We start from the raw sequence: 23010 nt of genomic DNA, 5'->3' as shown, positions 1-23010 counted from the left end.
GAATTCAGAAGTGTCCGGTGAACTGATAGCGGTCACCCGGATGCCAGAGGTTGGCCACGGACGCAACCGCGTCGCGCGACCAGGTGCGCCGATGCAGCAGCAGACAAGGCGCGTGCTCTTTCATCGCGAGCGCAAGCCGGATCTCCGCCGAAGGCACCGACGCCTCGATGCGATATTCCACACGCTGCAACGGCGCCGCGCTCATCAGGTACTGGTTAGGCGTGATCGTCGTGAAGTCCTGTCGTGCATATTCCGGCGCAAGCACGGGATTCACATGGCGTTCTTCGAGCTGCACGGGCTCATCGTTTTCAAGATGCAGCACGCGCGAATGAAACACTGGGCTGCCGAGCGCAAGCTGCATTTCGGCGGCCAGTTGTTCGTCGACGATGGACGCTCCCAGATGCAGCACCTGCGCACGATACGCATGCCCGCGTGCGGCGATCTCATCCGAGATGCTGCGGATCTCCACGAGCGTCGATGCATATTTCGGCTGCGCGACGAAGGTGCCCGCGCCTTGCACGCGCGTGAGAACCTGCTCGGCGGTGAGCTCGCGCAGCGCACGGTTGACGGTCATGCGCGCCACCTTGAACTCCCGCGCGAGCTCGTTCTCGGAGGGCACCTGATCGCCCTCGCGCCATTCGCCCACGTGGATGCGCCGGAGAATGTAGTCCTTGATCTCCTGATACGCAGGCGTGCTCATGCCGCCTGTTCCGACGCGAACGCAAACGGGCTGTGCCGTGCAATCGCGCCTTGCTGCACGAGCGTGGCGATCGCCGCGATGTCCGGCGCGAAGTAACGGTCGAGATCGTAATGCGGCACGTGTGCTCGCAGGGTCTCCATGACGTCGAGCAAGGGCGCGCTGGTGCGATGCGGCGCGCGCAAGTCGACGCCCTGCGCCGCGGCCAGCAGTTCGATGGCGAGGATGTTGGCCGTGTTGCTGGCGATATCGCCCAGCTTGCGCGCGGCGAAGGTAGCCATGGAGACGTGGTCTTCCTGATTGGCGGAAGTCGGCAGCGAATCGACCGATGCCGGATGCGCCAGCGTCTTGTTCTCCGACGCCAGCGCCGCCGCCGTCACGTGCGCGATCATGAAGCCGGAGTTGACGCCGCCGTCGCGGACCAGGAACGGCGGCAGTCCGGAAAGCGTCGCGTCGATCAGCAGCGCGATGCGACGTTCCGCCAGCGCGCCGATTTCAGCGGCAGCGAGCGCGAGATTGTCGGCGGCGAAGGCGACCGGCTCCGCGTGGAAGTTGCCGCCCGAGAGGACTTCGCCCGTGTCGGGGAAGATCAGCGGATTGTCCGAGACCGCATTCGATTCGATCAGCAGCACGTCGGCCGCATGCCGCATCTGGTCGAGACACGCGCCCATCACCTGCGGCTGGCAGCGCAGGCTGTACGGATCCTGCACCTTCTCGCAGTCCGCGTGCGACAGATTGATGCCCGAGCCCTTCAGCAGCGTCCGATACGCCGACGCCGCCTCGATCTGCCCGCGATGCCCGCGCAATTCATGAATGCGCGCATCGAACGGCACGACCGAACCCGCCGCCGCATCCACGGACAGCGCGCCCGCGACCAGTCCGGTGCGAAACAGGTCCTCGATCGCGAACAGGTTATGCAGCGCGAGCGCCGCCGAAGCCTGCGTGCCGTTGAGCAGCGCGAGACCTTCTTTCGCCTGCAGCGTCAGCGGCTTGAGACCGGCGGCCGCGAGACCGTCGGCGGCCTGGGCCCGCTCGCCGCGGATCGTCACTTCGCCGAGGCCAAGCAGGATGGTCGACATATGCGCGAGCGGCGCGAGATCGCCGGATGCGCCGACCGAGCCCTTCACCGGGATGACCGGCAGGACGTCGGCGTTGAACAGCGTGATGAGGGCCTCGATGACTTCGCGGCGGATGCCCGAATGACCGCGCCCGAGACTCGACAGCTTGAGCGCCATCAGGAGGCGCACGACCGGACGCGACATCGGCTCGCCGACGCCCACCGCGTGCGACAGCACCAGATTCTTCTGCAGCAGTTCGAGCTGATCGGCGGGAATATGCGTGTTGGCAAGCCGCCCGAAGCCCGTATTGATGCCGTAGGCCGGATCGCCCTTGGCGGCGATCGCGGCAACGGCTTGCGCGCTGGCATCGATGGCGGCGAAGCTCGCGGGATCGAGCTGGAGCGTGTCGGAGCCGCGCGCGATACGGCGCAATTGCGGCAGGGTCAACTGGCCGGGCGTGAGCATCATCATGATTCGTCCTGTCTATACAAGTCAGGCTCAAGTCTAAACGCAGCGTCAGCCCGCGACAAGGTCGAAACACTGTTCATGCGGGATTCCACCAGTCCTCAAACCGGAAGAATGCGCATGTTGTCTATACATTTTGTTGGTTACAGGACTTTCTCCATGACGTACTGGATGAAGCGCTGCTCGCGCACGACCACTGCGCGCGCCAGCAGCATTGTGAAGCCGCAATAGTCGAAGAACGGCTTTGCCGTGACGCTGGAATAGGTGTGCAGACAGGTGATGCCGCGCTCGCCTGCCTCGGCCTCGATCCGTGCGAGCAGCGAGGTCCCGACGCTTTTGCGTTGATACTTCGGATGGACGAACATCATGTCCACCAGCCCGTTCTCTTCCAGATCCGTGAATCCGGCGATGTCGCCGTCAAGCAAAGCCACCCAGGTCGGCCGGCTGATGCGGGCCAGTTCCCATTCGTCGCGATCGACTTGCGCCCACGCATCGATCTGCTCCTGGTTGTAATCGGCCGATGCTGTTTCGCGGATCGAGTGCTGAAACAGCTCGATCACGGCGCCCAGATCGCTCGGCTGATAGGGTCTGACTTCGATGAGCGGATACCCTGCCATATCTTCACCTTCCTGCTTTCAAGAGAAAAAACCATTGCGTCAGCGACGCGCAAACGTTTGAAACGATGCGCGCGACAACGCCGGTGCTGTTACGGAATGGGTCGTGTCAGGCCGCCACGGCGACCGTCGCGATGCCGAGCGCGGTCATGAGCAGCGAGGCGCCCACGTGCAGGGCGATCTCGGTGAATGCCCAGCCGAGCCGTCCTTGCTGGAGATGCGCGACCACTTCGGCGGAAAACGACGAGAACGTCGAGAGCCCGCCCATCAGCCCGGTGATGATGAAGAGCCGCCATTCCACCGGGATGTCGGGGAAGCGCGCGAAGACCGCGACCGCCACGCCGATGATGTAGCCCGCGATGACGTTGGCCGCGAACGTGCCGAGCGGCAGGTTCGGAAAGACGGCGTTGAGACGCAGGCCCAGGACCCATCTGAGCAGCGACCCCAGGCCGCCGCCGATTCCAACGGCGATGATCGACAGATACATGTCAGTGTTGAAGCATTTCGAGGTTGATTGGATGGTGCAGATGATGCGCGGGCGGACTCATGCCGCGCCGGCGAGCCGCCTGATCAGCGCGTCCCGGCTCGGCTCGACGATCCAGCCGTCGCGATGCCGCACGTGCGCGGCCCAAGTGCCGTCGCGCCGCTCTTCCCAACTGCCGGCGTCATGGCCGTCGATGAACAGCGAGCCGCGCGCCGCCACCTGCGGCGCCGCGGGATCGAGGGTTTCGTCGTCGTTGTGTTCGAGCTTCACGTCGTGCATGAGGGTCGCCTGCCATGTGCGTCAAGTTTAGCCAGTATGACGGCGGGCTCCATTCTAGCGACACACCACCCGATCCGATAAGGCGCTTAACGTAACATGAAGGACATTGCCGAAAGGCAATTTAATGTGCGCACCACATGCTCGATGCAGGGCGCATCGAAAGCGAGCGTCACGGCATCGATGCGTTCAAGCGCAGGCCACTGGCCGAAGAGATCGGCGTAGGCGCTGCTCTGCGCGCGCAGTTCACAGCGATGCGCGGCGCGCGAAAGCTTAGGCATCCGATCAAGCGAGGCCGCGCCTTCGATGGTCTCCCGCGCCGCGAGCTGGATCGCCTCGCAGGCGGCTGTGGGCGTTTCTGTTACGCCGCTCGAATAGCCGTGTGCGGTCTTGACGCACAGGAAGCGCGCGCCGGGAAAGACGGGCAGCGTTTCGGCGCCGAATACGTCGTCGCCGGTGAGCAGCGCGACACGTGCCCCGCGTTCCTCGGCGAGCCGGCCGTACAGGCCCGCTTCGCCGGTTTCCTCGCCGTCGAGCGTGACGCGCGCGAACGCCCCGCTGTTGATCGTGTGCGCGAGGATGCCGCGGCTTTGCGCTCGCGCGTGATAGCCGATCAAGAACACCACGTCGGGCGCGGCTTCGAGCCCGGCCATCATGCCGAGCGTACGCGGCTTGCCGAGCACGAGGCGCACGCGCGGATCGAACAGGTCGGGCAGCAGATTGCGAAAGCCGCCGTGCGAATCGTTGATCCATACCTGCGTCGCGCCGCCTTCGAACGCGCCGAGTGCGGCGGCGTTGGCCTCGCGCGACATCCAGCGGCGCGCCTGCTCGTACTCGCCGTTGCCGGCGCGCACCTGCTCCGGATGGAACACGCCCGCAATGCCTTCGATATCCGTCGAAATAAGGACTTTCATGATCGCGCCTGCAAAGCTTCGTTGAGCGACACACGCCGATGGCCGTCGCGCCCGGTAACCGTCTGCGCGCTGAACAGCGCATCGAGAATGGCTTGCTCGATGCTGTCGGCGGCGGCCTGGAACAACGGGTCGAGCGCAGCGTCGGCGAGCAGCGACGGCACGTTCACGTAGGCGGCGTCGTGCGGCACCGTATAAGCCGTCGAGAAGGCCAGCGCGATGTCGCCGCTGCCGTGGCCATAGACCGAACCGGTGCGCGCAAGGCCCGCCGCCGCGCGCTGCGCGAGCCGCCGCAACTGGCGCGCATCGAGCGGCGCGTCGGTGGCGACGAGCATGATGATCGAGCCTTGCTCGGGCCTCGCTTTCGTATCGCCGTGCAGCTCGCGGCCGAGCGCCACACCGTCGATGGTCAGTTGCGGCAAGCGGCCGAAGTTGGCGAGCACGAGCGCGCCGGTCGTGTAATCGCTTGCCTCGACGCGCGCCACGCGCGACGCCGTGCCGATGCCGCCCTTCAGATCGAAGCACGACATCCCGCGCCCCGCGCCCACCGCACCGCGCTCGAACGTGGCGTTACAGGCATCGAGCGCGCTGCCGTAATGCGCTTCCTCCACGGCAAGCGCTTGCAAGTCGTTGAGATAGCCGTCATTGCATTCGAGCACGAGCGGATTGACGCTCGGCTCCTCGCGCCCGATGCGCGGATTCGCGCAAATCGCTGCCCGAATCTGCGCATTCGCGACCGTGCCGACGCCGAACGTGTTGGTCAGCGCGACCGGCGTTTCGAGCACGCCGAGTTCTTCGAGTTGCATGAGCCCGACGCTCTTGCCGAAGCCATTGATGACGCAGACGCCGGCGGGCGTCTTCGCGCGATACGGATCGCCCGGATGAGTACGCAGCACCGTGACGCCGGTCTGGATCGCGTCCTGATCGAGGGTGCAATGCCCGACGCTCACGCCGGCGACGTCCGCGATGCTGCCGCGCGCGCCCGCCCGCAACCTGCCGATATGCGGTGCCTGCATCATGGCCGGTCGAGCTTCGGATCGAGCGCGTCGCGCAGGCCGTCGCCGAGCAGGTTGAAGGCGAGCACCGTGAAGAAGATGGCCAGGCTCGGGAAGATCGCGACGTGCGGCGCCATGGCCATGTCGGCGCGTGCTTCGTTGAGCATCGCGCCCCACTCGGGCGTCGGCGGCTGCGCGCCGAGGCCGAGGAACGACAGGCTGGCGGCGGTGATGATCGACGTGCCGATGCGCATCGTGAAGTACACGACCACCGATGAAATCGTGCCCGGCAGGATGTGCCGCGCGAGAATCGTCCAGTCCGACGCGCCGATGCTCCGCGCCGCCTCGATATAAGTCAGATGCTTGAGCGCGAGCGTGTTGCCGCGCACCAGCCGCGCGAACGCGGGAATGCTGAAGATCGCGACCGCGCACACCACGTTCACCATGCCGTTGCCGAGAATCGCGACGACGCCGATGGCCAGCAAAATGCCCGGGAACGCGAACAGTACGTCGGCGACGCGCATCACGATGCGGTCCCACCAGCCTTCGTAGTAACCGGCGAGCAGCCCGAAGAACGTGCCGATCACCGCGCCGATCACCACCGACAGCAAGCCTGCCGTCAACGAGATGCGGCTGCCGACGAGGATGCGGCTCAAGATATCGCGCCCGAGCGAATCGACGCCGAGCCAGTGCGCCGCCGAAGGACCCGCGTTGAGCGCGTCGTAGTCGAAGTAGTTCTCCGGATCATAGGGCGCGATATACGGCGCGATGATCGCGATCACCACCAGCAGCAGCACGAACCCGGCCGCGATCAATGCAACATGCTGCCGTTTGAACTTGCGCCAGAATTCGCGCCACGGCGTGCGGATCTCCTGCGCGGCATTCACTGCGCTTTCTGCGGTCGCGCTCATGCGGTCCTCGCTTGACTTACTTGAAACGGATGGTCGGGTTGATGACGGCGTACAGCACGTCCACGACCAGATTGATCACGATGAATTCGAGCGAAAACAGCAGCACTTCCGCCTGGATCACCGGGTAGTCGCGCATCTCGACGGCATCGACGAGCAGCCGTCCGAGCCCCGGCCAGTTGAACACCTTCTCGACCACGATCGAGCCGCCGAGCAGGAAACCGAATTGCAGGCCCATCATCGTGACGACCGGGATCATCGCGTTGCGCAGGCAGTGCTTGACGATCACCATCGGCTCGTGGACGCCCTTCGCGCGCGCAGTGCGCACGAAGTCCTCGCCCAGCACTTCGACGAAGGACGCCCGCGTGAAGCGCGCCATCACCGCCGCAACAGCCGCGCCCAGCGTGATGGACGGCAGCACGTAGCCCTTCCAGGTGCCGTCGCCGACAATCGGCAGCCAGCCGAGCTTCACCGAGAAAATCTCGATCAGCAGCATGCCGAGCGCGAACGCCGGAAACGAAATACCGGAGACGGCGAGCGTCATGCCGAGCCGGTCAGGCCAGCGATTGCGCCACACCGCCGAGACAATCCCGATCGCCATGCCGAAGATCACGGCCCACACCATGCTCGCGAGCGTGAGCCAGAGTGTAGGCATGAAGCGCTCGGCGATTTCCGTCGAGACGGGCCGCTTGCTGCGCGTCGAGGTGCCGAAGTCGAACTGCACGATCTTGCCGAAGAAGCTCACCAGTTGCTGCGGCAGCGGCTTGTCGAGACCGAGATCGGCGCGCACCAGCGCAACGGTCTGTGCGTCGGCTTCGGGACCGGCGGCGAGCCGCGCCGGATCGCCCGGCAGCATGTGCACGAAGAAGAACACCAGCACCGCGACGATGACGAGCGTCGGCAGCAGGCCGAACAGACGCTTGACGAGGAAAGTGAGCATCGTTTTGAGTGAGAGAGCGGCCGGGCGGCGAAGCCCGGCCACGGGCCATTACTTGAGCGCGATCTCGTCGAAGCTGAACGAGCCGTCAGGCATCACGTACGCGCCGGACAGACGCTTGCTGTGCGCGTACACCACCTTCTCCGTGACGAGGAAGATCCACGGCGCATCGGTCCAGATCTGCTTCTGCGCGTCGGCGTAGAGCTTCGCCTTCTCGCCGCGATCGGTCGTGGCGAGCGCTTTCGCGAGATCGTCGTCGACCTTGTCGTTCTTGTAGTACGCGGTGTTGAAGAGCTTCGGCGGGAACGACGAGCCGCCCAGCAGTGGCGAAATGGCCCAGTCCGCTTCGCCCGTCGACGACGACCAGCCGATGTACAGCATGCGTACCGGCGCCGTCTTCGGATCCGGCGCGCTCTCGACGCGCTGCACGCGCTGCCCTGCTTCGAGCGCTTCGACCGTCGTCTTCACGCCCACTTGCGCGAGCTGCTGCTGCACGAACTGGATGATCTTCTGCGCGGTCGTGTGGTTATAGCCGGACCACAGCGTGGTCTCGAAGCCGTTCGGATAGCCCGCTTCCTTCAGCAGTTCGCGCGCCTTTGCCGGATCGTATTTCCAGGGGCCGAGCTTGGTCGCGTAATCGACGCCCGGCGGCACCACGCCTTCAGCCGGCACCGCGTAGCCCGCGAACGCGACCTTGACCAGCGCTTCCTTGTTGATGGCGTAGTTGAGCGCCTCGCGCACCTTCGGATTGTCGAACGGCTTTTGCAGCACGTTCATGCTGACATAGCGCTGGATGATGGACGGCGCCGCAACCAGGTCCACCTTCGGGCTCGACTTGAGCGTGGCCGCCTGCTCGAACGGAATCGAGAACGCGAAGTCCGCTTCACCGGTCTGCATCAGCGCGGCGCGGGTGTTGTTGTCCACCACCGGCTTCCAGTCGATCATGTCGATCTTCGGCAAGCCCTTCTTCCAGTAGCCGGCGAACTTCTTCACCTTCAGGTCGTCGGTCTGCTTCCATTCGACGAACTCGAACGGCCCCGTGCCGACCGGATGGAACGCAATCTCCTTGCCGTACTTCTTGAGCGCGGTCGGCGAGATCATCACCGCCGACGGATGCGCCAGCACGTTGATGAACGCCGAGAACGGAATCTTCAGCGTGATCTTCACCGTGTACGGATCGATCACTTCGGTCTTCTCGATCTTGTTGAACAGGTTGTAGCGCTTGAGCTTGTTGTCCGGATTCGTGACCCGGTCGAACACGGCCTTCACCGCGTCTGCGTTGAAGTCGGTGCCGTCGTGAAATTTGATGTCCTTGCGCAAGTGGATCGTGTAGACCTTCGCGTCCGGGCTCGCCTCGTAGCTGGTGGCGAGCACGTTCTGGATCTTCATGTCCTTGTCGAAGCCGAACAGCCCCTGATAGAAGGACTTCGCCACCGCCTGCGAGAGCGTGTCGTTGGCGTCGTACGGATCCATCGTCGTGAAGGTCGAGGCGACGGCCATCACAGCGGTGCTTTGCGCATGCGCCGCCGTGACCGGGCCGAGCGCGGCGAGCGTCGCAAAGGCGCCGGCTGCAATCAGCGCGCGCAACGAATGAGGACGAGAGGACGGCATCGGTTGACTCCTTGTTGAAGTGCTTTTAGTAAGCGCCGCCCACGTGATGCTCGGCGACAAAGTGGTCTGGTCCGACCGCAACCAGTTTCGCGACTACGGGTTCGTCTCCGAGCGCGCGGATCGGGCTCGGAATTTCATCGGCGGCGAGCATGCGCTGCGCATGGCGGCGCGCGGGGTCCGCCACCGGCACCGCGCTCATCAGCTTTCTCGTATAGGGATGACGCGGCGCCTCGAACACGGCGGCGCGCGGCCCGATCTCGACGATCTGCCCCAGGTACATCACCGCCACGCGATGGCTCACGCGTTCGACCACGGCCATGTCGTGCGAAATGAACAGATAGGCAACGCCCAGTTCCCGTTGCAGATCGAGCATCAGATTGACGATCTGCGCGCGCACGGAGACGTCGAGCGCGGAGACGGATTCATCGGCGATCACGACCTTCGGGTTCAGCGCCAGCGCGCGTGCAATGGCGATGCGTTGCCGCTGTCCACCCGAGAATTCGTGCGGATAGCGCTGCGCGGCTTCCGGCGGCAAGCCGACCTTGTCGAGCAGCCAGTCGACCCGCGCCTGCGCTTCGCGGCCGCTCGCGACGCCATGCACCAGCAGCGGCTCCATCACCGAGAAGCCCACAGTCAGACGCGGATTGAGCGAGGCGAACGGGTCCTGGAAAATGAACTGGATATTGCGCCGCAGGGCCTGGAGTTCGTGCCCTTGCAGCTTGCTGATGTCGCGTCCGTCGAACTCGATGGAACCGCTCTGGCTTTCCACCAGCCTGAGCAGCGAGCGCCCGGTGGTCGACTTGCCGCAGCCCGATTCGCCGACGAGCGCCAGCGTCTCGCCCGGGCGCAGGTCGAAGCTCACGCGTTCGACCGCATGCACCGCCGCCGTCGTGCGGCCGAACAGGCCGGTCTTCACCGGGAAGCGCGTGACCAGGTCGCGCACGCGCAGGATGGGCGGCGTAGCCTGATCGACGGCGGGTTGGGTCTCGTGTTCCACCGCCGCCGAAGGGCGCAACGCGCTTGCATCGTCGGGCGCGGCTTCCACCGGCGCGACTTCGAGGATCGGGAACTTGGCCGGACGGTCGGTGCCGTGCATCGCGCCCAGCGTGGGCACGGCGGCGAGCAAGGCCTTCGTGTACGGGTGCTGCGGCGCGTGGAACAGCTGGTCGGAATCCGCCTCCTCCACTTTTTCGCCGCGATACATCACGAGCACGCGATCCGCCACTTCGGCGACCACGCCCATGTCGTGCGTGATGAAGATCACGCCCATGTTCATCTCGTCCTGCAAGCCGCGCACGAGTTGCAGGATCTGCGCCTGGATGGTCACGTCGAGCGCGGTGGTGGGCTCGTCGGCGATCAAAAGCGCGGGCTTGCACGACAGCGCCATCGCGATCATCACGCGCTGGCGCATGCCGCCCGACAACTGGTGCGGATAGCGCGCGAACACGCGCTTCGATTCGGGAATGCGCACGAGATCGAGCAGGCGCAACGCCTCCGCACGAGATTCGCCGCGGCTCTTGCCCTGATGCAGCGCGATGGCTTCCGCAATCTGGTCGCCGACCGTGAAGACCGGATTGAGCGAGGTCATCGGCTCCTGGAAGATCATCGCGATGTCGGCGCCGCGCACGCCGCGCATCGTCGCCGAAGATGCCTTCGCGAGATCCAGCACCTGGCCGTTGCGTCGCCTGAAGTCGATGCGGCCCGCCGAAATCCGCCCGCCGCCATGCTCGACGAGCCGCATCAGCGCGAGCGACGTCACCGACTTGCCCGAGCCCGACTCGCCGACGATCGCCAGCGTCTCGCCACGGTCGACGGCGAACGACACTCGGCGCACGGCCTCGACGGTGCGCGCACGCGAGCGGAACGACACCGACAGATTACGCACGTCGATGACGCGCGAACCGGGAAGCGTGTTGGCCGTATCGATCATCGGTAAATCGCCGTGACGGGCGCTTCACCGACGCGCGCGTAGCCGCGATACATGCCTTCGGTGTTGAACGGCAGCACGACGTTGCCGCGTGCATCGACGGCGACTAGACCGCCGCGTCCTTCGATGCGCGGCAGCTTGTTCATCACGACATCGCGCGACGCTTCGTCGAGCGACACGCCGCGATATTCCATTTGCGCCGCCACGTCATAGGCCGCGAGCATGCGGATGAACATCTCGCCCGTGCCGGTGGTGGACACGGCGCAGGTGGCGTCGCTGGCGTAGCAGCCCGCGCCGATCAGCGGCGCATCGCCGACGCGGCCGGCCTGCTTGTTGGTGATGCCGCCCGTCGATGTCGCCGCCGCGAGATGGCCGTGCGCATCGAGCGCGACCGCGCCGACCGTGCCGAACTTCTTCGCCGGATCGAGCGGATCGTCTTCGCCCGGCGCATCCGTGCTATCCGACGCACCCGCGAACGCAAAGGTCGCGGCGTCGTGATCGAGCATCGTGCGCGAGGTGCCGCGAGCCTTCAGCCATTGCTGATGGCGCGCCTCGGTGTAGTAGTACGACGGCTCGACGAATTCCAGCCCCTGCGCCGCCGCGAACGCTTCCGCGCCCGCTGCCGTGAACATCACGTGATCGCTCACGTCGAGCACCCGTCGCGCCGCCAGCACCGGATTCTTCACGCGCGTCACGCAGCTGACCGAACCGGCTTCGAGCGTCGCGCCGTCCATCACGGAAGCATCGAGTTCATGCGTGCCCGCCGCCGTGAACACGGCGCCGTGGCCAGCGTTGAAGCGCGGACAGTCTTCGAGCAGGCGCACGGCCTCGGTGACTGCGTCGAGCGCGCTGCCGCCCTCGGCGAGCAGGCGCTGGGCCGCGCCCAGGATCTCGTTGAGCGCGGCGTGATAGCGCGCTTCGGCATCGGTGTTCATCGCGCTGCGCACGATGGTGCCTGCGCCGCCGTGAATGGCGATGACGGGGATGGCGTTCATGATTCGCGCGGTTCCGGTTGAAGGTGTCGCTTCGTCGTGGCGGGCCGGCTGGCCCGCAGCCCCGGCGCTTCGGGCGACGCCGACGGCGCCGGCGGCACGACGAGCCAGGGCAACACGAATTCGGTCAGACCCGATGCAGCCTCCACCGAGCGCTTCGCCCGGTGCGCGACCGCATCGCACAATGCTTCGACGACGGCCAGCACGGCCGTATCGCAATTCGCCGCGAGCCGCCGCTCGGCGCGGATCGCGAGCACGAGATCCGCCACCTGCGCGAGCGGCGAGGCCGCATGATCCGTCAGCGCGATGACGCGCAAACCGTGAGCGCGCGCGCGCCGCGCCAGCGTGATGGTGTCGTCCACATAGCGCGGGAATGCAATCGCCACGAGCACGTCGCCGGGCGTCGCGGTGAACAGGCGGCGCGCCGCGTGCGACGGCCCGCCCATCAGCGTCAGCGACTGCACGTTCGCGCAATACGGCGTGAGGCCGTGCTCCATCAGTCCGGCCAGGAACGCGCTCGCGCCATAGCCCAGCACGAACACGCGCGGCGCGGCGAGGATGGCGTCCACGATGGTCTCGGCCGTCGCGGCATCGACGGAGGTTTGCGCCAGATGCAGGTTCGCCACCGCCTGCGCCAGCGACGCATCGAACACGTCGGCGGCGCTCGCGGGCTGTTCGAGCGCGGTCCGCAGCCGTTCGACCGGCGCGATGGTCGCCTCGAAGCCGCGCACCAGCGCCTCGCGAAACGCCGGATAGCCGGAGAAGCCGAGCGCGCGGGCAAAGCGGTTCGCCGTCGCCACCGATGCGCCCACCGCGCTCGCCAGTTCGTCGATCCGCATGGTCGCCGAACGGAACAGGTTGGCCAGCACGAAGGCCCCCATGCGCCGGTGGATCGGCGTCAGAGTCGGCATGGCCGCGGTGATGCGCGCGGCGATCAGATCATCGGCATGAGCCGTTGTCTGCATGTGAGCGGGGACTGACTGCGTTCGGGACATGGAGCGCGCGAGTTCGTTGCCAGTGAGCGATGAAAGTATATTTACTCGAAAAACTCGCCAAAAAAAATTCATTTTCATCGAACTCGGGTTTTCCGGGAGGCTTTGTCGCCGCTTCCACTGATTCCTGGTTCGGCACTGTCCGATGCCCTCGCCTTGCGCCTTCATGCACAATACGGGGCCAGACGCGCTGCAAGGCGTGCGCCCACCGGCCAACGACCCAGCATGAATTTCGACTTCCTTCCCGGCACGCTGCCACAACAACTCGACGCCCATCCGTGGGCGCAAACCCTTGCGGGATTCATCGCGCTCGCGCTCATCGCGCTGTTCGTGCAATGGGTCGTGGCGCGCATCGTCCTGTATCTCGCGCACCGCTTGCTGGTGCTGGCCGGTCACGTGAAGTGGGATCAGGCGTTCATCCGGCGGCGCGCCTATCACCGGCTCTGGTACGCGGTGCCCTTCGCGACAGTCGCGCTCGGGATCGACGAGGTGCCGCACGTCGGTCACTGGGCCACGATGATCGGCCGCGTGGCGCATGCCGGCGCGTGGATCTGCGCGTTTCTCGCCGCCGGCAGCGCGCTGTCCGCCTGGCAGGACGTCTACGCGGAGAGCAAGGAAGCGCAGACGCGCTCGATCAAGGGCTATATCCAGATCGGCAAGCTGGCGCTCGCGCTGGTGTGCGGCGTGCTGGTGCTGTCGATTCTCATCGACCGTTCGCCGCTCTGGATGCTGTCCGGCATCGGCGCGCTCTCCGCCGTGCTGCTGCTCGTGTTCAAGGACACGCTGCTGTCGCTGGTGGCGAGCACCCAGCTCACGTCGAACGACATGCTGCGCATCGGCGACTGGATCGAGATGCCGCAGGCCGCCGCCGACGGCTTCGTGAAGGACATCGCGCTGCACACGGTCAAGGTGCAGAACTGGGACAACACCGTGACGACGGTGCCCACCTACAAGCTCTTTTCGGAGAGCTACCGCAATTACCGGCACATGTTCGAATCGGGCGGGCGGCGCATCAAGCGCACGCTGCGTATCGACGCGCAATGCGTGCGCTTCCTGACCGAAGAGGAAACCGCGCGGCTGCTGCGCTTCCGCCTGCTGCACGACTATCTCGAACAGAAGCAGACGGAAGTGGAACAGGCCAACCGCAATCTCGGCGAACTTGCGAACGAACCGGCCAATCGCCGGCGGCTCACGAACATCGGCACGTTCCGCGCCTATGGGCTGGCGTATCTGCAACGGCATCCGGAGATCCGCCAGGACATGGCGATCATGGTGCGGATGATGGAGCCGGAGTCGCAAGGCATTCCGGTGGAGGTCTACTGCTTCACCGCGACGACCGCATGGACGCAATACGAGCGCATCCAGGGCGACGTGTTCGACCATCTGCTGTCCATCCTTCCCGAGATGGGGCTGCGGCTGTATCAGGCGCCGTCGGGCTCGGACTTCAATGGCATGGCCGGGCGCCTGCGCGGCGAGATGCCGACGCTCTGAGCCGCGTGGCGCCTTGCCCGATGCTCTTCGTCAGGGTCCACCCTGAAAAAAGGATCAGGCAAGAATCCTCCAGTTTTGTGTATTCACGTTGACGTCTCCCGTCCGTACGATCTAACCATCGCCGATGCGCCCTTTTTCCGCAGCCTTGCAGCCGCGGCGGAGACGCTTTTTCTCGCGCATCGCCATTCAATCGTCATCAAGGGAAAACTCAACGTGATCGATCGCGTCCATGCCATGCGTGTCTTTACGCGTGTCGTCGATACGAACAGTTTCACGCGCGCCGCCGAATCACTCGGCATGCCGCGCGCGAGTGTTTCGACGACCGTGCAACAACTCGAAGCGCTGGTCGGCGTGCAATTGCTTGCACGCACGACCCGGCGCCTGAATCTCACCGTCGACGGCGCGGCGTACTACGAACGCAGCGCGCAGATTCTCGCCGACATCGACGAACTCGAATCCGGTTTCGGCGCGGGCGAAGAACGCCTGCGCGGCCGCCTGCGGGTGGAAATGCCGGATACCGTCGCGACGTCCATCGTCGTGCCCGCGCTGCCCGAATTCCATGCGCGCTTTCCGCAGATCGAGCTCTCGCTCGGCATCGGCAATCGCAACGTGGATCTGGTCGGCAGCGGCGTGGATTGCAGCGTGCAACTGGGTGAACTACCGGATTCCGGTCTGATCGCCCGGCGTCTCGGCGTGCTCGAACAGGTGACGTGCGCGAGCCCCGCTTATCTGGAGAAGCATGGCGCGCCCGCGACGCTCGGCGATCTGGCGCAGCATGTCGCGGTGAACTGCGTGTCGGAGAAGACGGGCCGCCCCGCCGACTTCGATTTCGACGTGGACGGCGAGCCCGTCACGATGAAGATGCGCGGCTTCGTGCAAGTGGCCGACGAGCATGCCTATCTCGCTTGCGGCATCGAAGGGCTCGGGCTGATCCAGCCGCTGCGCATCGCGGCGCAGCCGTATCTGCGTTCCGGCCAGTTGCGCGAAGTGCTGCCGGATCTGAAGGCGCCGCCGCTCAAGGTGTCGGTGGCGTTCCTGAAGAGCCGTCAGGCGACGCCGCGCGTGTCGGTGTTCGTCGACTGGCTGGCGACGCTGTTCGAGCGCTCGCAGCTGATCGACGACACGCTGACGAACCTGTATCGCTCGGCGCAGCGGCGTAGCGGTCCGCGGCGCGATCGTCCTGAAGAGGAGACGGCGGACGCTTGATGACGTTTTATCAGGCGTAGAGGTCAGCGCACCGGCGTCGCTGCGTTCGCGCCGACGACCGTATTCCACTTGCGCACTTCCCAGCGCGTGACCAGGCCGTTGGTCACATACGGGTCGTTCCTCGCGAACGCCTCCGCCACCGCAGGCGAATCGCTGTGAAACAGCAGCATGGCGCGGTCGGCGGGGTCGTCGAGCGCGCCTGCCAGCACGATCTCGCCGCGCTCGACGGCGGCCCACGCCAGCGCGAGATGCGCATCGCGAAACTCGCCGCGACGCTCCAGATAGTCCGCACACAGTTCGTAGATCAACAGGTGATGCATCGCCTTCTCCCGGAGTGAATCGGCGGACCGCCGATTTAGCTGATTCTGGCGCAATTTCAACGCGACGGTTTGCGTCGCGGTTCAAGTGGCAATCGGACCTGTCCTATCCCTTTGCGAAACGGCTTCGCACATCATGAAGCGAAGCCGCCGAGGACCGTCATGAGCTGCAATCAACCGCCCTGCAATACCTGTTTGACGCACGACTGCCGGACGTGCCCGTGGACTTCCCGGTTCGATGCAGCGAAGCGTGCGCCCGAGCCACCCGCCACGCACGTGTTCATCACGCTGACGATGACCCGGAGCGAGACGGGGCGTACGTGGTGCTCATGGCTGCGCATGCGCGCGCGGCGTCTGCTTGCCCTGTTTCGACGTTGAAGCGCCGCCGCCGTGGCTCAGTTCGGCTTGGTGAAATCGTTCTCCGCCCAGCGCTCGGCGCTTGCCTTCGAGAGCTTGAATGCCGGCGAGACGCGCACATGCGCGAGCTGCGTGCCGAAGGCATCGAGCGCTTTCAGATTGGCGTAGGGATCGTCTTCATCGGGCACGATCTCCAGCGTCACGGTGATTTCCTCGCCGTTCACTTCGATCGTCACGTTCTTGTGCAGCATTGCATGCCGCTGCTGTTCGTGGCGGCGCAGCACTTCCGAGGCGGTCTTCACCAGCGTGCGGAACGCCGCGCCGTCGAGCGGCTTGGGGTTCTTCTTGTCGCGGCCCATGGTCCACGGGCCGACGAGCGCGGGCTCGGCCTCGCCCGCCTGGATCATCGCGACAGCCCAGCCGTCGTCGTCTTCGTTCTTGATGACCCGCGCGGTCCAGCCGTCATCGCGCCACAGGCGGTCTTCGTGGATGGCTTCGTCGGCGGAGGGAAATTCGGAATCGGTCATGGCGTAGATGCGCAAGCATGCAGTGAGGCAATGCGCCGGATTTTACCGTGTGAACGACGCGCGGCATTGTTCGTGCTGATGCAACCGTCCGAATGGCCGATCCCGGCCTCGCGTGCTTCGGCATGGCCCTGTCATACCCAAACGCAGTGCGCCGTGCTAATTTGAAGCTACCGGCTGTTCCCGGAAACAACCGGCAGCTCAGGTCAGAAGCCGTCAACTACTGCTAAGGAGCAAGCGCATGTTCGCATTCATCGGTACTTTGATCGTGGGACTCGTCGTCGGCCTGATCGCGCGCGCCGTCAAGCCCGGCGACGACAGCATGGGCTGGATCATGACCATCGTGCTCGGCATCGCCGGCTCGCTGATCGCCGGTTATGTGGGCCGCGCGCTCGGCTGGTATCAGCCGGGGCAGCCGGCCGGCTGGATTGCTTCCGTGATCGGCGCGATCGTGCTGCTGGTCATCTGGGGGATGATCCGCAAGCGCAGCACGTGAGCCTGCATTGAAATCGTCAACGCCTCGCCCTGTATCGGGCGAGGCGTTTTTTATGCGCGTCGTCTATGCAGGCAGACGCGCGAAGTCCAGTTCCTCGCCGCCGCGCACGACCCGCGCGGGCAGTGCGCCACCCAGCCAATAGGCTAGTTCGGCAGGCCGGCCGATCCGCCACGCAACGAAATCCGCCGTCTTGCCCGCTTCGAGCGAGCCATGCGTGGCATCGAGACCCAGCGCCCGCGCCGCATGAAGCGTCACGCCGGCGAGCGCTTCTTCCGGCGTCAGGCGAAACAGCGTGCAGCCCATGTTGAGCATCAGCCGCAACGACAGCGCGGGCGACGTGCCCGGATTCATGTCGCTCGCGAGCGCGATGGGTACATGGTGGCGGCGCAGCGCATCGACCGGCGGACACTGCGTCTCCCGCAACAGATAGAACGCGCCCGGCAGCAGCACGGCGACGGTGCCGGACTGCGCCATCGCTTCGGCATCGCCTTCGGTCATGTATTCGAGATGATCCGCAGAGAGCGCCCGATAGCGCGCCGCCAACGTCGCGCCATGCAGGGACGACAACTGTTCCGCGTGCAGCTTGACGGCCACGCCGAGTTCCTGCGCGCGCCGGAATACGCGCTCCACTTGCTGCGGCGAGAAGGCAATGTGCTCGCAGAAGGCATCGACGGCATCGACGAGACCTTCGGCCACGAGCGCAGGCAGCATGAAATCGCAAATATGGCCGATGTAATCATCCGCGCGCGCGGCGTATTCGGGCGGCAACGCGTGCGCGGCGAGACAGGTGGCGCGCACCGTCAGCGGCAGGGCATCGGCGAGACGGCGCGCGACCCGCAGCATCTTGCGCTCGCTGGCGAGATCCAGACCATAGCCGGACTTCACTTCGATCGTCGTCACGCCTTCGCGCAGCAAGCCGAGCGCACGCGTGCGCGCGTCGTCGAACAAGGCGTCCTCGCTGGCTGCGCGGGTCGCGCGTACCGTTCCGGCGATGCCGCCGCCGCGCGCCGCGATGTCGGCGTAGCTCACGCCTTGCAGGCGCTCTTCGAACTCACCGCTGCGATCGCCGCCGAACACGAGATGCGTGTGGCAGTCGATCAGACCGGGCGTCACCCACGCGCCTTGCAGATCGACGCGCTTGCATCCATTCAACTCGGGCGCCGCCGCGCGCGGACCAATCCACTCGATGCGCGGGCCATCGGTGAGAATCGCCGCGTCTTCGATGATCGAATACGCTCCCTGCGCCATCGTCGCGGCGTGGCAGTGATGCCAGAGTGTCTTCATCGCGTGATCATCGGCAGATCGAGGCCTTGCTCGCGCGCGCATTCAACGGCGATGTCGTAGCCCGCATCCGCATGACGCATGACGCCGCTCGCCGGATCGTTGTGCAGCACGCGAGCGATGCGGGCATCGGCTTCATGGCTGCCGTCACACACGATTACGACGCCCGCATGTTGCGAGAAACCCATGCCGACGCCGCCGCCATGATGCAGCGACACCCATGTCGCGCCGCTCGCGGTGTTGAGCAGCGCGTTGAGGAGCGGCCAGTCGGAGACGGCGTCGGAGCCGTCGCGCATCGCTTCGGTCTCGCGATTCGGGCTCGCGACCGAACCCGAATCGAGATGATCCCGGCCGATCACGACCGGCGTGGACAGCTCGCCGTTGCGCACCATTTCATTGAACGCGAGGCCGAGCTTCGCGCGCTGGCCCAGCCCGACCCAGCAGATGCGCGCAGGCAAGCCCTGGAAGCTGATGCGTTCGCGCGCCATGTCGAGCCAGCGATGCAGATGGGCGTCGTCGGCGATCAATTCCTTCACTTTTGCATCGGTGCGGTAGATGTCTTCCGGATCGCCGGACAGCGCGGCCCAGCGAAACGGCCCGACGCCCCGGCAGAACAGCGGCCGGATATACGCCGGCACGAAACCCGGAAAGTCGAACGCGTTCGCGACGCCTTCTTCCTTGGCCATCTGGCGGATGTTGTTGCCGTAGTCGAAGGTGGGCACGCCCTGTTCGCGGAACGCGAGCATCGCGCGCACGTGCTCCGCCATCGACTGCTTCGCGGCCTTCACCGTGCCCGCGGGATCGCTCTGTGCGCGATCGCGGTACTGCGCCCAGGTCCAGCCCTTCGGCAGATAGCCGTTCAGCGGATCGTGCGCGCTCGTCTGGTCGGTGACCATGTCCGGACGCACGCCGCGCCGGACCAGTTCGGGCAGCACGTCGGCGGCGTTGGCGCACAGCGCCACAGAAACCGCCCGACCCTCGCCGGTGTAGCGCTGCATGCGTGCGAGGGCGTCGTCGAGATCGGTGGCCTGTTCATCGACGTAACGCGTCTTCAGGCGGAAATCGATACGGCTCTGCTGGCATTCGATATTGAGCGAACACGCGCCCGCCAGCGTCGCGGCGAGCGGCTGCGCGCCGCCCATGCCGCCCAGCCCTGCCGTAAGGACCCAGCGACCTTTGAGGTCGCCGGCGTAATGCTGCCGTCCCGCTTCGACGAAGGTCTCGTACGTGCCCTGCACGATGCCCTGACTGCCGATGTAGATCCAGCTGCCGGCGGTCATCTGGCCGTACATGGCGAGACCCTTGGCGTCGAGTTCGTTGAAATGCTCCCAGCTAGCCCAGTGCGGCACGAGATTCGAATTGGCGATCAGCACGCGCGGCGCGTTCTCATGCGTCCGGAACACCCCGACCGGTTTGCCCGACTGGATCAGCAGCGTCTCGTCGGCTTCGAGCCGCTTCAGCGTCTCGACGATCTTGTCGAAGCACGCCCAGTCCCGCGCCGCCCGGCCGATGCCGCCGTACACCACCAGTTCCCGCGGATTTTCGGCGACCTCGGGATCGAGGTTGTTCATCAGCATGCGCAGCGGCGCCTCGGTCAGCCAGCTTTTGGCGTTCAGCTGGACGCCACGCGGCGCGCGAATCTCGATGTCGCGGAAACGGGAAGATGAAGTCACGGGCAGCTCCTGAAAGGTCGATCGACCTCATCTTCTTGTATATACAACTTAGGTTGTATTAGGGCGAACCCGAGGCTTTTCGCATTGCCTGAGCTTTATAAGATGGCATTCTTGTATAGACAATACCTATGCCATCGGCAGCCCGCTGTCGCGCTTGATCTCGCGCAAGGACAGCATCGATTCCACCGCCGTCACGCCCGGCAGCGTCCGCAATACATCGCGCAAAAATTCGCCGTACTCGTCCAGATCGCGCGCGACTACTTGCAGCAGGTAATCCGCGGTGCCCGAAATGTTGTGGCACGACAGGATGCGGGAAATGCCGCGAATCTCGCGCTCGAAACGGTCGGAAAGCGCGCGGTCGTGAACGCTGAAACGCACCTGCGCGAACGCGATGACGCCGAGTTGCAGCGCCTTGCGCGACAGTACGGCGCGATACCCGTCGATGAATCCCTCGCTCTCCAGACGCTTCAGCCGCCGAGCGCAAGGTGTTTCGCTCAGGCCGACGCGCTCGGCGAGCTTCGCGACCGGCATGCGTCCGTCCTGCTGAAGCGCGGCGAGCATCGCGCGATCGATTCGGTCCAGATCGGTCATGGTGGTTTCCCCTTTTATCGCCGAATATTTTAGCGGAAAGAAGCCTATCAACACGAGTCTGTATCTGAAATTGCCAGAATTCGCCCCGCGCGTCATGGCACGATGAAGCCCTCGAAAAGGAGTTTCAACATCATGGTTTCGGCACATCTGCTCTGGGTTTTCATCGGCGCGCTCGCCATCGTCTACGCGTTGCCGGGGCCCGACATGGCGCTCGTCCTGCAAACGAGCGCGACCCGGGGCATCCGTCATGGCGTCGCGGTGGCCGGCGGACTGGCCTCCGCCCGCGCCACGCATGTGTCGCTCTCGGCGCTCGGCGTCGCCGCGCTGCTGCGCAGTGCGCCCTGGCTCTATGACGGCGTGCGCATCGCGGGCGGCCTGTATCTCGCCTATGTCGCGATCCAGATCTTCCGCTCGCCGGCCTTCGGACTCGATACCCCGCCCGCCGGCGCCGGCGCGCCGACGCTGCGCGCCGCCTATGCGAGAGGCATCCTGAGCAGCATCCTCAATCCCAAGGCGCTGCTCTTCTGCTCCGTATTGCTGCCACAATTCGTGCATCCGGAAGCCGGGCCGGTGTGGTCGCAAGTGCTTGAACTGGGCGTGGTGCTGGTGATTGTCGGCATGGCGTTCGATCTCGCGCTGGCCGCCGGCACCACGCATCTCTCCGGCTGGCTCAAGCGCCATCCGAGAGCGCAGACCGTGCAGCGCTGGACCTTTTCCGCCGCGCTGCTCGCCTTCGCCGTGCGGCTGTCGCTGGACTAAAGCGCGCGGCCTTTCGCGGACAAGTCAGCTTTCCAGCGGCTTCAGAAAGAGTTCGTGCTTCGGCGCGAAATGGGCATAGAGCGGCAGGATCGCGCCGCCCATCGCGCGGGCGTCGGGGCCAATCTGCCCTTCCACCAGACGCGGCCGCGTCATGCCTTGCCAGTCGAAACCGGACAGGGCCTGATCGGTGGCACGGATCACTTCGCGCAACAGCGTGCGATCGATTTCTCCGTCGATCACCACCGCCTCCAGATCCAGCAACGCCGCCGACGATGCGATCCCGTGCGCGATGGCCGGACACGTCTCGCTCATCCACGCTTGCGCGAGCGGCCGCCAGGCGCTGGACCACGCGCGTGCGTCGTGGGCCGCCTCGGCGGGCGCGCCCGCGGCGGCCAACGCCTTCTCCAGCACATACACCGATGCCGTATTGAGCAGTTGCCCCGGCTGTCCATCGCTGGCGCTGCGGGTGAGCGGCAGGGAACCGATCGCGCCCGCATTGCCGCCGGGGCCCGCGTGCAGCCGGCCATCGATCACGAGCCCGCCGCCAATGAAGGTGCCGATGAACACGTAGAGGAAATTGCGCAGCCCGCGCCCCTGTCCCATCACGAGTTCGGCGGCGCAAGCGGCGGTCGTGTCCTTCGCAAACTCGACCGGCAACGCGGTCATCGCGCTAATGCGCGCGCGGATGTCGATCTCGTTCCACGCCGCGAGCGCGTCGGGGGGCGTGTCGAAGAAATCGCGCCAGCCGCCGAGCCACAGCGGCGCGGCCACACCGATCCCGGCGATCTTGCTGGCGTGCTCGCCAAGCGCGGTGGTCACGCGCACGAGACGCTTTTCGAGCGCCGGAAACAGCGTGCGCGGATCGGGATAGGCGTAGTCGAGGGTTTCGCGCGCGCGCACGTTGCCGGCGAAGTCCATCGACAGCACATCGAGACTGCGCCGTCCCACCTTCACGCCGATCGAAAACGCGCCGTCCGCGCGCAGCGAAATGGGCACCGACGGCTGGCCGAGGCGCCCCGGCACGCGCGTGCGCGGTTCCTTGGCGAGCAGGCCGTCGCCGATCAGATGATCGACGATCAGCGAAACCGTCTGCATGGAGAGACGCGTGAGGCGAGCGATGTCGGCCTTGGGCAACGCGCCGTGCAGGCGGATGGCCTGCAGGACGATGCGCTCGTTGAACTGGCGCATGCCCAGTTGATTCGAGCCGATGGATTGCGTGGAGACGGAAGGCGCCCGCTCGGTCCTGGGATCAGGCATCGGCGCGGGCCTCGCGGCGCGGCCGCGCGCGTCGGACAACTTTCATGAACGGGTCCCCGTGTGGCTCATTCTGCTGATTTTATCGGCTAAAGCGGCCGGTTCCGATTCCGGCAAGCGCCCGGCTTGCCGGTCGGCCAGCCTCAACCATTATTTTTGACGCGATTTTTGAGTCGGTTATGTTCGGCGGCAGG

At 65.6% G+C, this 23010-nt stretch carries 23 protein-coding genes; 4 read left to right on the top strand and 19 right to left on the bottom strand.

Annotation, left to right across the window (positions count from 1 at the left end; all coding sequences use genetic code 11):
* Positions 1–4: 4 nt before the first annotated feature.
* From hutC to QCE83_RS29610, 13 genes are all read right to left on the bottom strand, one after another.
* Positions 5–700, bottom strand: a complete 696-nt coding sequence (gene hutC / locus QCE83_RS29670) for a histidine utilization repressor (protein ID WP_309819614.1) — start codon at positions 698–700, stop codon at positions 5–7.
* Positions 697–2226, bottom strand: coding sequence for a histidine ammonia-lyase (gene hutH, locus QCE83_RS29665; RefSeq protein WP_309819612.1), 1530 nt, complete (start codon positions 2224–2226; stop codon positions 697–699). The genes hutC and hutH overlap by 4 nt, the downstream gene beginning before the upstream one ends.
* A 137-nt stretch (positions 2227–2363) precedes the next feature.
* Positions 2364–2837, bottom strand: coding sequence for a GNAT family N-acetyltransferase (locus tag QCE83_RS29660; protein WP_309819610.1), 474 nt, complete (start codon positions 2835–2837; stop codon positions 2364–2366).
* 106 nt (positions 2838–2943) lie between these two features.
* A complete protein-coding gene (crcB, locus tag QCE83_RS29655; protein ID WP_309819608.1) occupies positions 2944–3321 on the bottom strand; it encodes a fluoride efflux transporter CrcB in 378 nt (125 codons plus the stop codon).
* A gap of 57 nt (positions 3322–3378) precedes the next feature.
* Complete coding sequence (locus tag QCE83_RS29650) at positions 3379–3597, bottom strand: hypothetical protein (RefSeq protein WP_309819606.1); 219 nt, start codon at positions 3595–3597, stop codon at positions 3379–3381.
* A gap of 86 nt (positions 3598–3683) precedes the next feature.
* Positions 3684–4508 (bottom strand): M55 family metallopeptidase, encoded by an 825-nt coding sequence (locus QCE83_RS29645; protein ID WP_309819604.1) that lies wholly within the window; start codon positions 4506–4508, stop codon positions 3684–3686.
* Positions 4505–5524: a P1 family peptidase gene (locus QCE83_RS29640; RefSeq protein WP_309819602.1), complete on the bottom strand. Its 1020-nt coding sequence runs from the start codon at positions 5522–5524 to the stop codon at positions 4505–4507. The genes QCE83_RS29645 and QCE83_RS29640 overlap by 4 nt, the downstream gene beginning before the upstream one ends.
* Positions 5521–6411 (bottom strand): glutathione ABC transporter permease GsiD, encoded by an 891-nt coding sequence (gsiD, locus tag QCE83_RS29635; RefSeq protein WP_309819600.1) that lies wholly within the window; start codon positions 6409–6411, stop codon positions 5521–5523. Before gsiD ends, QCE83_RS29640 begins: the two co-directional genes overlap by 4 nt.
* Before the next feature lie 16 nt (positions 6412–6427).
* A complete protein-coding gene (gene gsiC / locus QCE83_RS29630; RefSeq protein WP_309819598.1) occupies positions 6428–7348 on the bottom strand; it encodes a glutathione ABC transporter permease GsiC in 921 nt (306 codons plus the stop codon).
* A 48-nt stretch (positions 7349–7396) separates the two neighbouring features.
* Positions 7397–8956 (bottom strand): glutathione ABC transporter substrate-binding protein GsiB, encoded by a 1560-nt coding sequence (gsiB, locus tag QCE83_RS29625; RefSeq protein ID WP_309819595.1) that lies wholly within the window; start codon positions 8954–8956, stop codon positions 7397–7399.
* A gap of 25 nt (positions 8957–8981) precedes the next feature.
* Positions 8982–10886 carry a dipeptide ABC transporter ATP-binding protein gene (locus QCE83_RS29620; protein ID WP_309819594.1) on the bottom strand — a complete coding sequence of 635 codons (1905 nt, stop codon included), beginning with the start codon at positions 10884–10886 and terminating at the stop codon, positions 8982–8984.
* On the bottom strand, positions 10883–11878 hold the full coding sequence (locus QCE83_RS29615) for an isoaspartyl peptidase/L-asparaginase (RefSeq protein WP_309819591.1): 996 nt from the start codon (positions 11876–11878) through the stop codon (positions 10883–10885). The genes QCE83_RS29620 and QCE83_RS29615 overlap by 4 nt, the downstream gene beginning before the upstream one ends.
* The gene (locus tag QCE83_RS29610; protein ID WP_309819589.1) at positions 11875–12840 is read right to left on the bottom strand and encodes a MurR/RpiR family transcriptional regulator; all 966 of its coding nucleotides are present in this window, start codon (positions 12838–12840) and stop codon (positions 11875–11877) included. Before QCE83_RS29610 ends, QCE83_RS29615 begins: the two co-directional genes overlap by 4 nt.
* 252 nt (positions 12841–13092) lie before the next feature.
* Here QCE83_RS29610 and QCE83_RS29605 point away from each other — a divergent pair, with 252 nt between their 5' ends.
* Complete coding sequence (locus QCE83_RS29605) at positions 13093–14358, top strand: mechanosensitive ion channel family protein (protein WP_309819585.1); 1266 nt, start codon at positions 13093–13095, stop codon at positions 14356–14358.
* Between the two features lie 213 nt (positions 14359–14571).
* Positions 14572–15564 (top strand): LysR substrate-binding domain-containing protein, encoded by a 993-nt coding sequence (locus QCE83_RS29600; protein WP_309819583.1) that lies wholly within the window; start codon positions 14572–14574, stop codon positions 15562–15564.
* Between the two features lie 23 nt (positions 15565–15587).
* On the opposite strand, the gene QCE83_RS29595 is transcribed toward QCE83_RS29600, so the two are convergent.
* Entirely contained in the window at positions 15588–15884 is a 297-nt protein-coding gene (locus tag QCE83_RS29595; protein WP_309819580.1) for a YciI-like protein, read from the bottom strand.
* A 392-nt stretch (positions 15885–16276) separates the two neighbouring features.
* Positions 16277–16765 carry a hypothetical protein gene (locus tag QCE83_RS29590; protein ID WP_309819576.1) on the bottom strand — a complete coding sequence of 163 codons (489 nt, stop codon included), beginning with the start codon at positions 16763–16765 and terminating at the stop codon, positions 16277–16279.
* A gap of 238 nt (positions 16766–17003) precedes the next feature.
* On the opposite strand from QCE83_RS29590, the gene QCE83_RS29585 reads away from it, so the two are divergent.
* The gene (locus QCE83_RS29585; RefSeq protein ID WP_309819574.1) at positions 17004–17258 is read left to right on the top strand and encodes a GlsB/YeaQ/YmgE family stress response membrane protein; all 255 of its coding nucleotides are present in this window, start codon (positions 17004–17006) and stop codon (positions 17256–17258) included.
* A gap of 63 nt (positions 17259–17321) precedes the next feature.
* Here QCE83_RS29585 and hutI read toward each other — a convergent pair whose 3' ends face one another.
* The 3 genes from hutI to QCE83_RS29570 all read right to left on the bottom strand — a co-directional run bounded on the left by hutI (position 17322) and on the right by QCE83_RS29570 (position 20803).
* On the bottom strand, positions 17322–18542 hold the full coding sequence (gene hutI / locus QCE83_RS29580) for an imidazolonepropionase (protein ID WP_309819573.1): 1221 nt from the start codon (positions 18540–18542) through the stop codon (positions 17322–17324).
* Positions 18539–20212 (bottom strand): urocanate hydratase, encoded by a 1674-nt coding sequence (gene hutU, locus QCE83_RS29575; protein WP_309819572.1) that lies wholly within the window; start codon positions 20210–20212, stop codon positions 18539–18541. The genes hutI and hutU overlap by 4 nt, the downstream gene beginning before the upstream one ends.
* A gap of 126 nt (positions 20213–20338) precedes the next feature.
* A complete protein-coding gene (locus QCE83_RS29570; RefSeq protein ID WP_309819570.1) occupies positions 20339–20803 on the bottom strand; it encodes an Lrp/AsnC family transcriptional regulator in 465 nt (154 codons plus the stop codon).
* Between the two features lie 132 nt (positions 20804–20935).
* Between QCE83_RS29570 and QCE83_RS29565 the strand changes: the two genes are divergently transcribed.
* The gene (locus tag QCE83_RS29565; RefSeq protein WP_309819569.1) at positions 20936–21562 is read left to right on the top strand and encodes a LysE family translocator; all 627 of its coding nucleotides are present in this window, start codon (positions 20936–20938) and stop codon (positions 21560–21562) included.
* Between the two features lie 24 nt (positions 21563–21586).
* Here the strand turns inward: QCE83_RS29565 and QCE83_RS29560 are convergent, their stop codons facing one another.
* Positions 21587–22819: an ROK family transcriptional regulator gene (locus QCE83_RS29560; protein ID WP_309819567.1), complete on the bottom strand. Its 1233-nt coding sequence runs from the start codon at positions 22817–22819 to the stop codon at positions 21587–21589.
* Positions 22820–23010 lie beyond the last annotated feature (191 nt).

This window comes from Caballeronia sp. LZ034LL (assembly GCF_031451215.1).
Classification (GTDB): Bacteria; Pseudomonadota; Gammaproteobacteria; order Burkholderiales; family Burkholderiaceae; genus Caballeronia.
The sequence above is the reverse complement of the archived record's forward strand: the minus strand, read 5'-3'. Positions and strand labels throughout refer to the sequence as shown.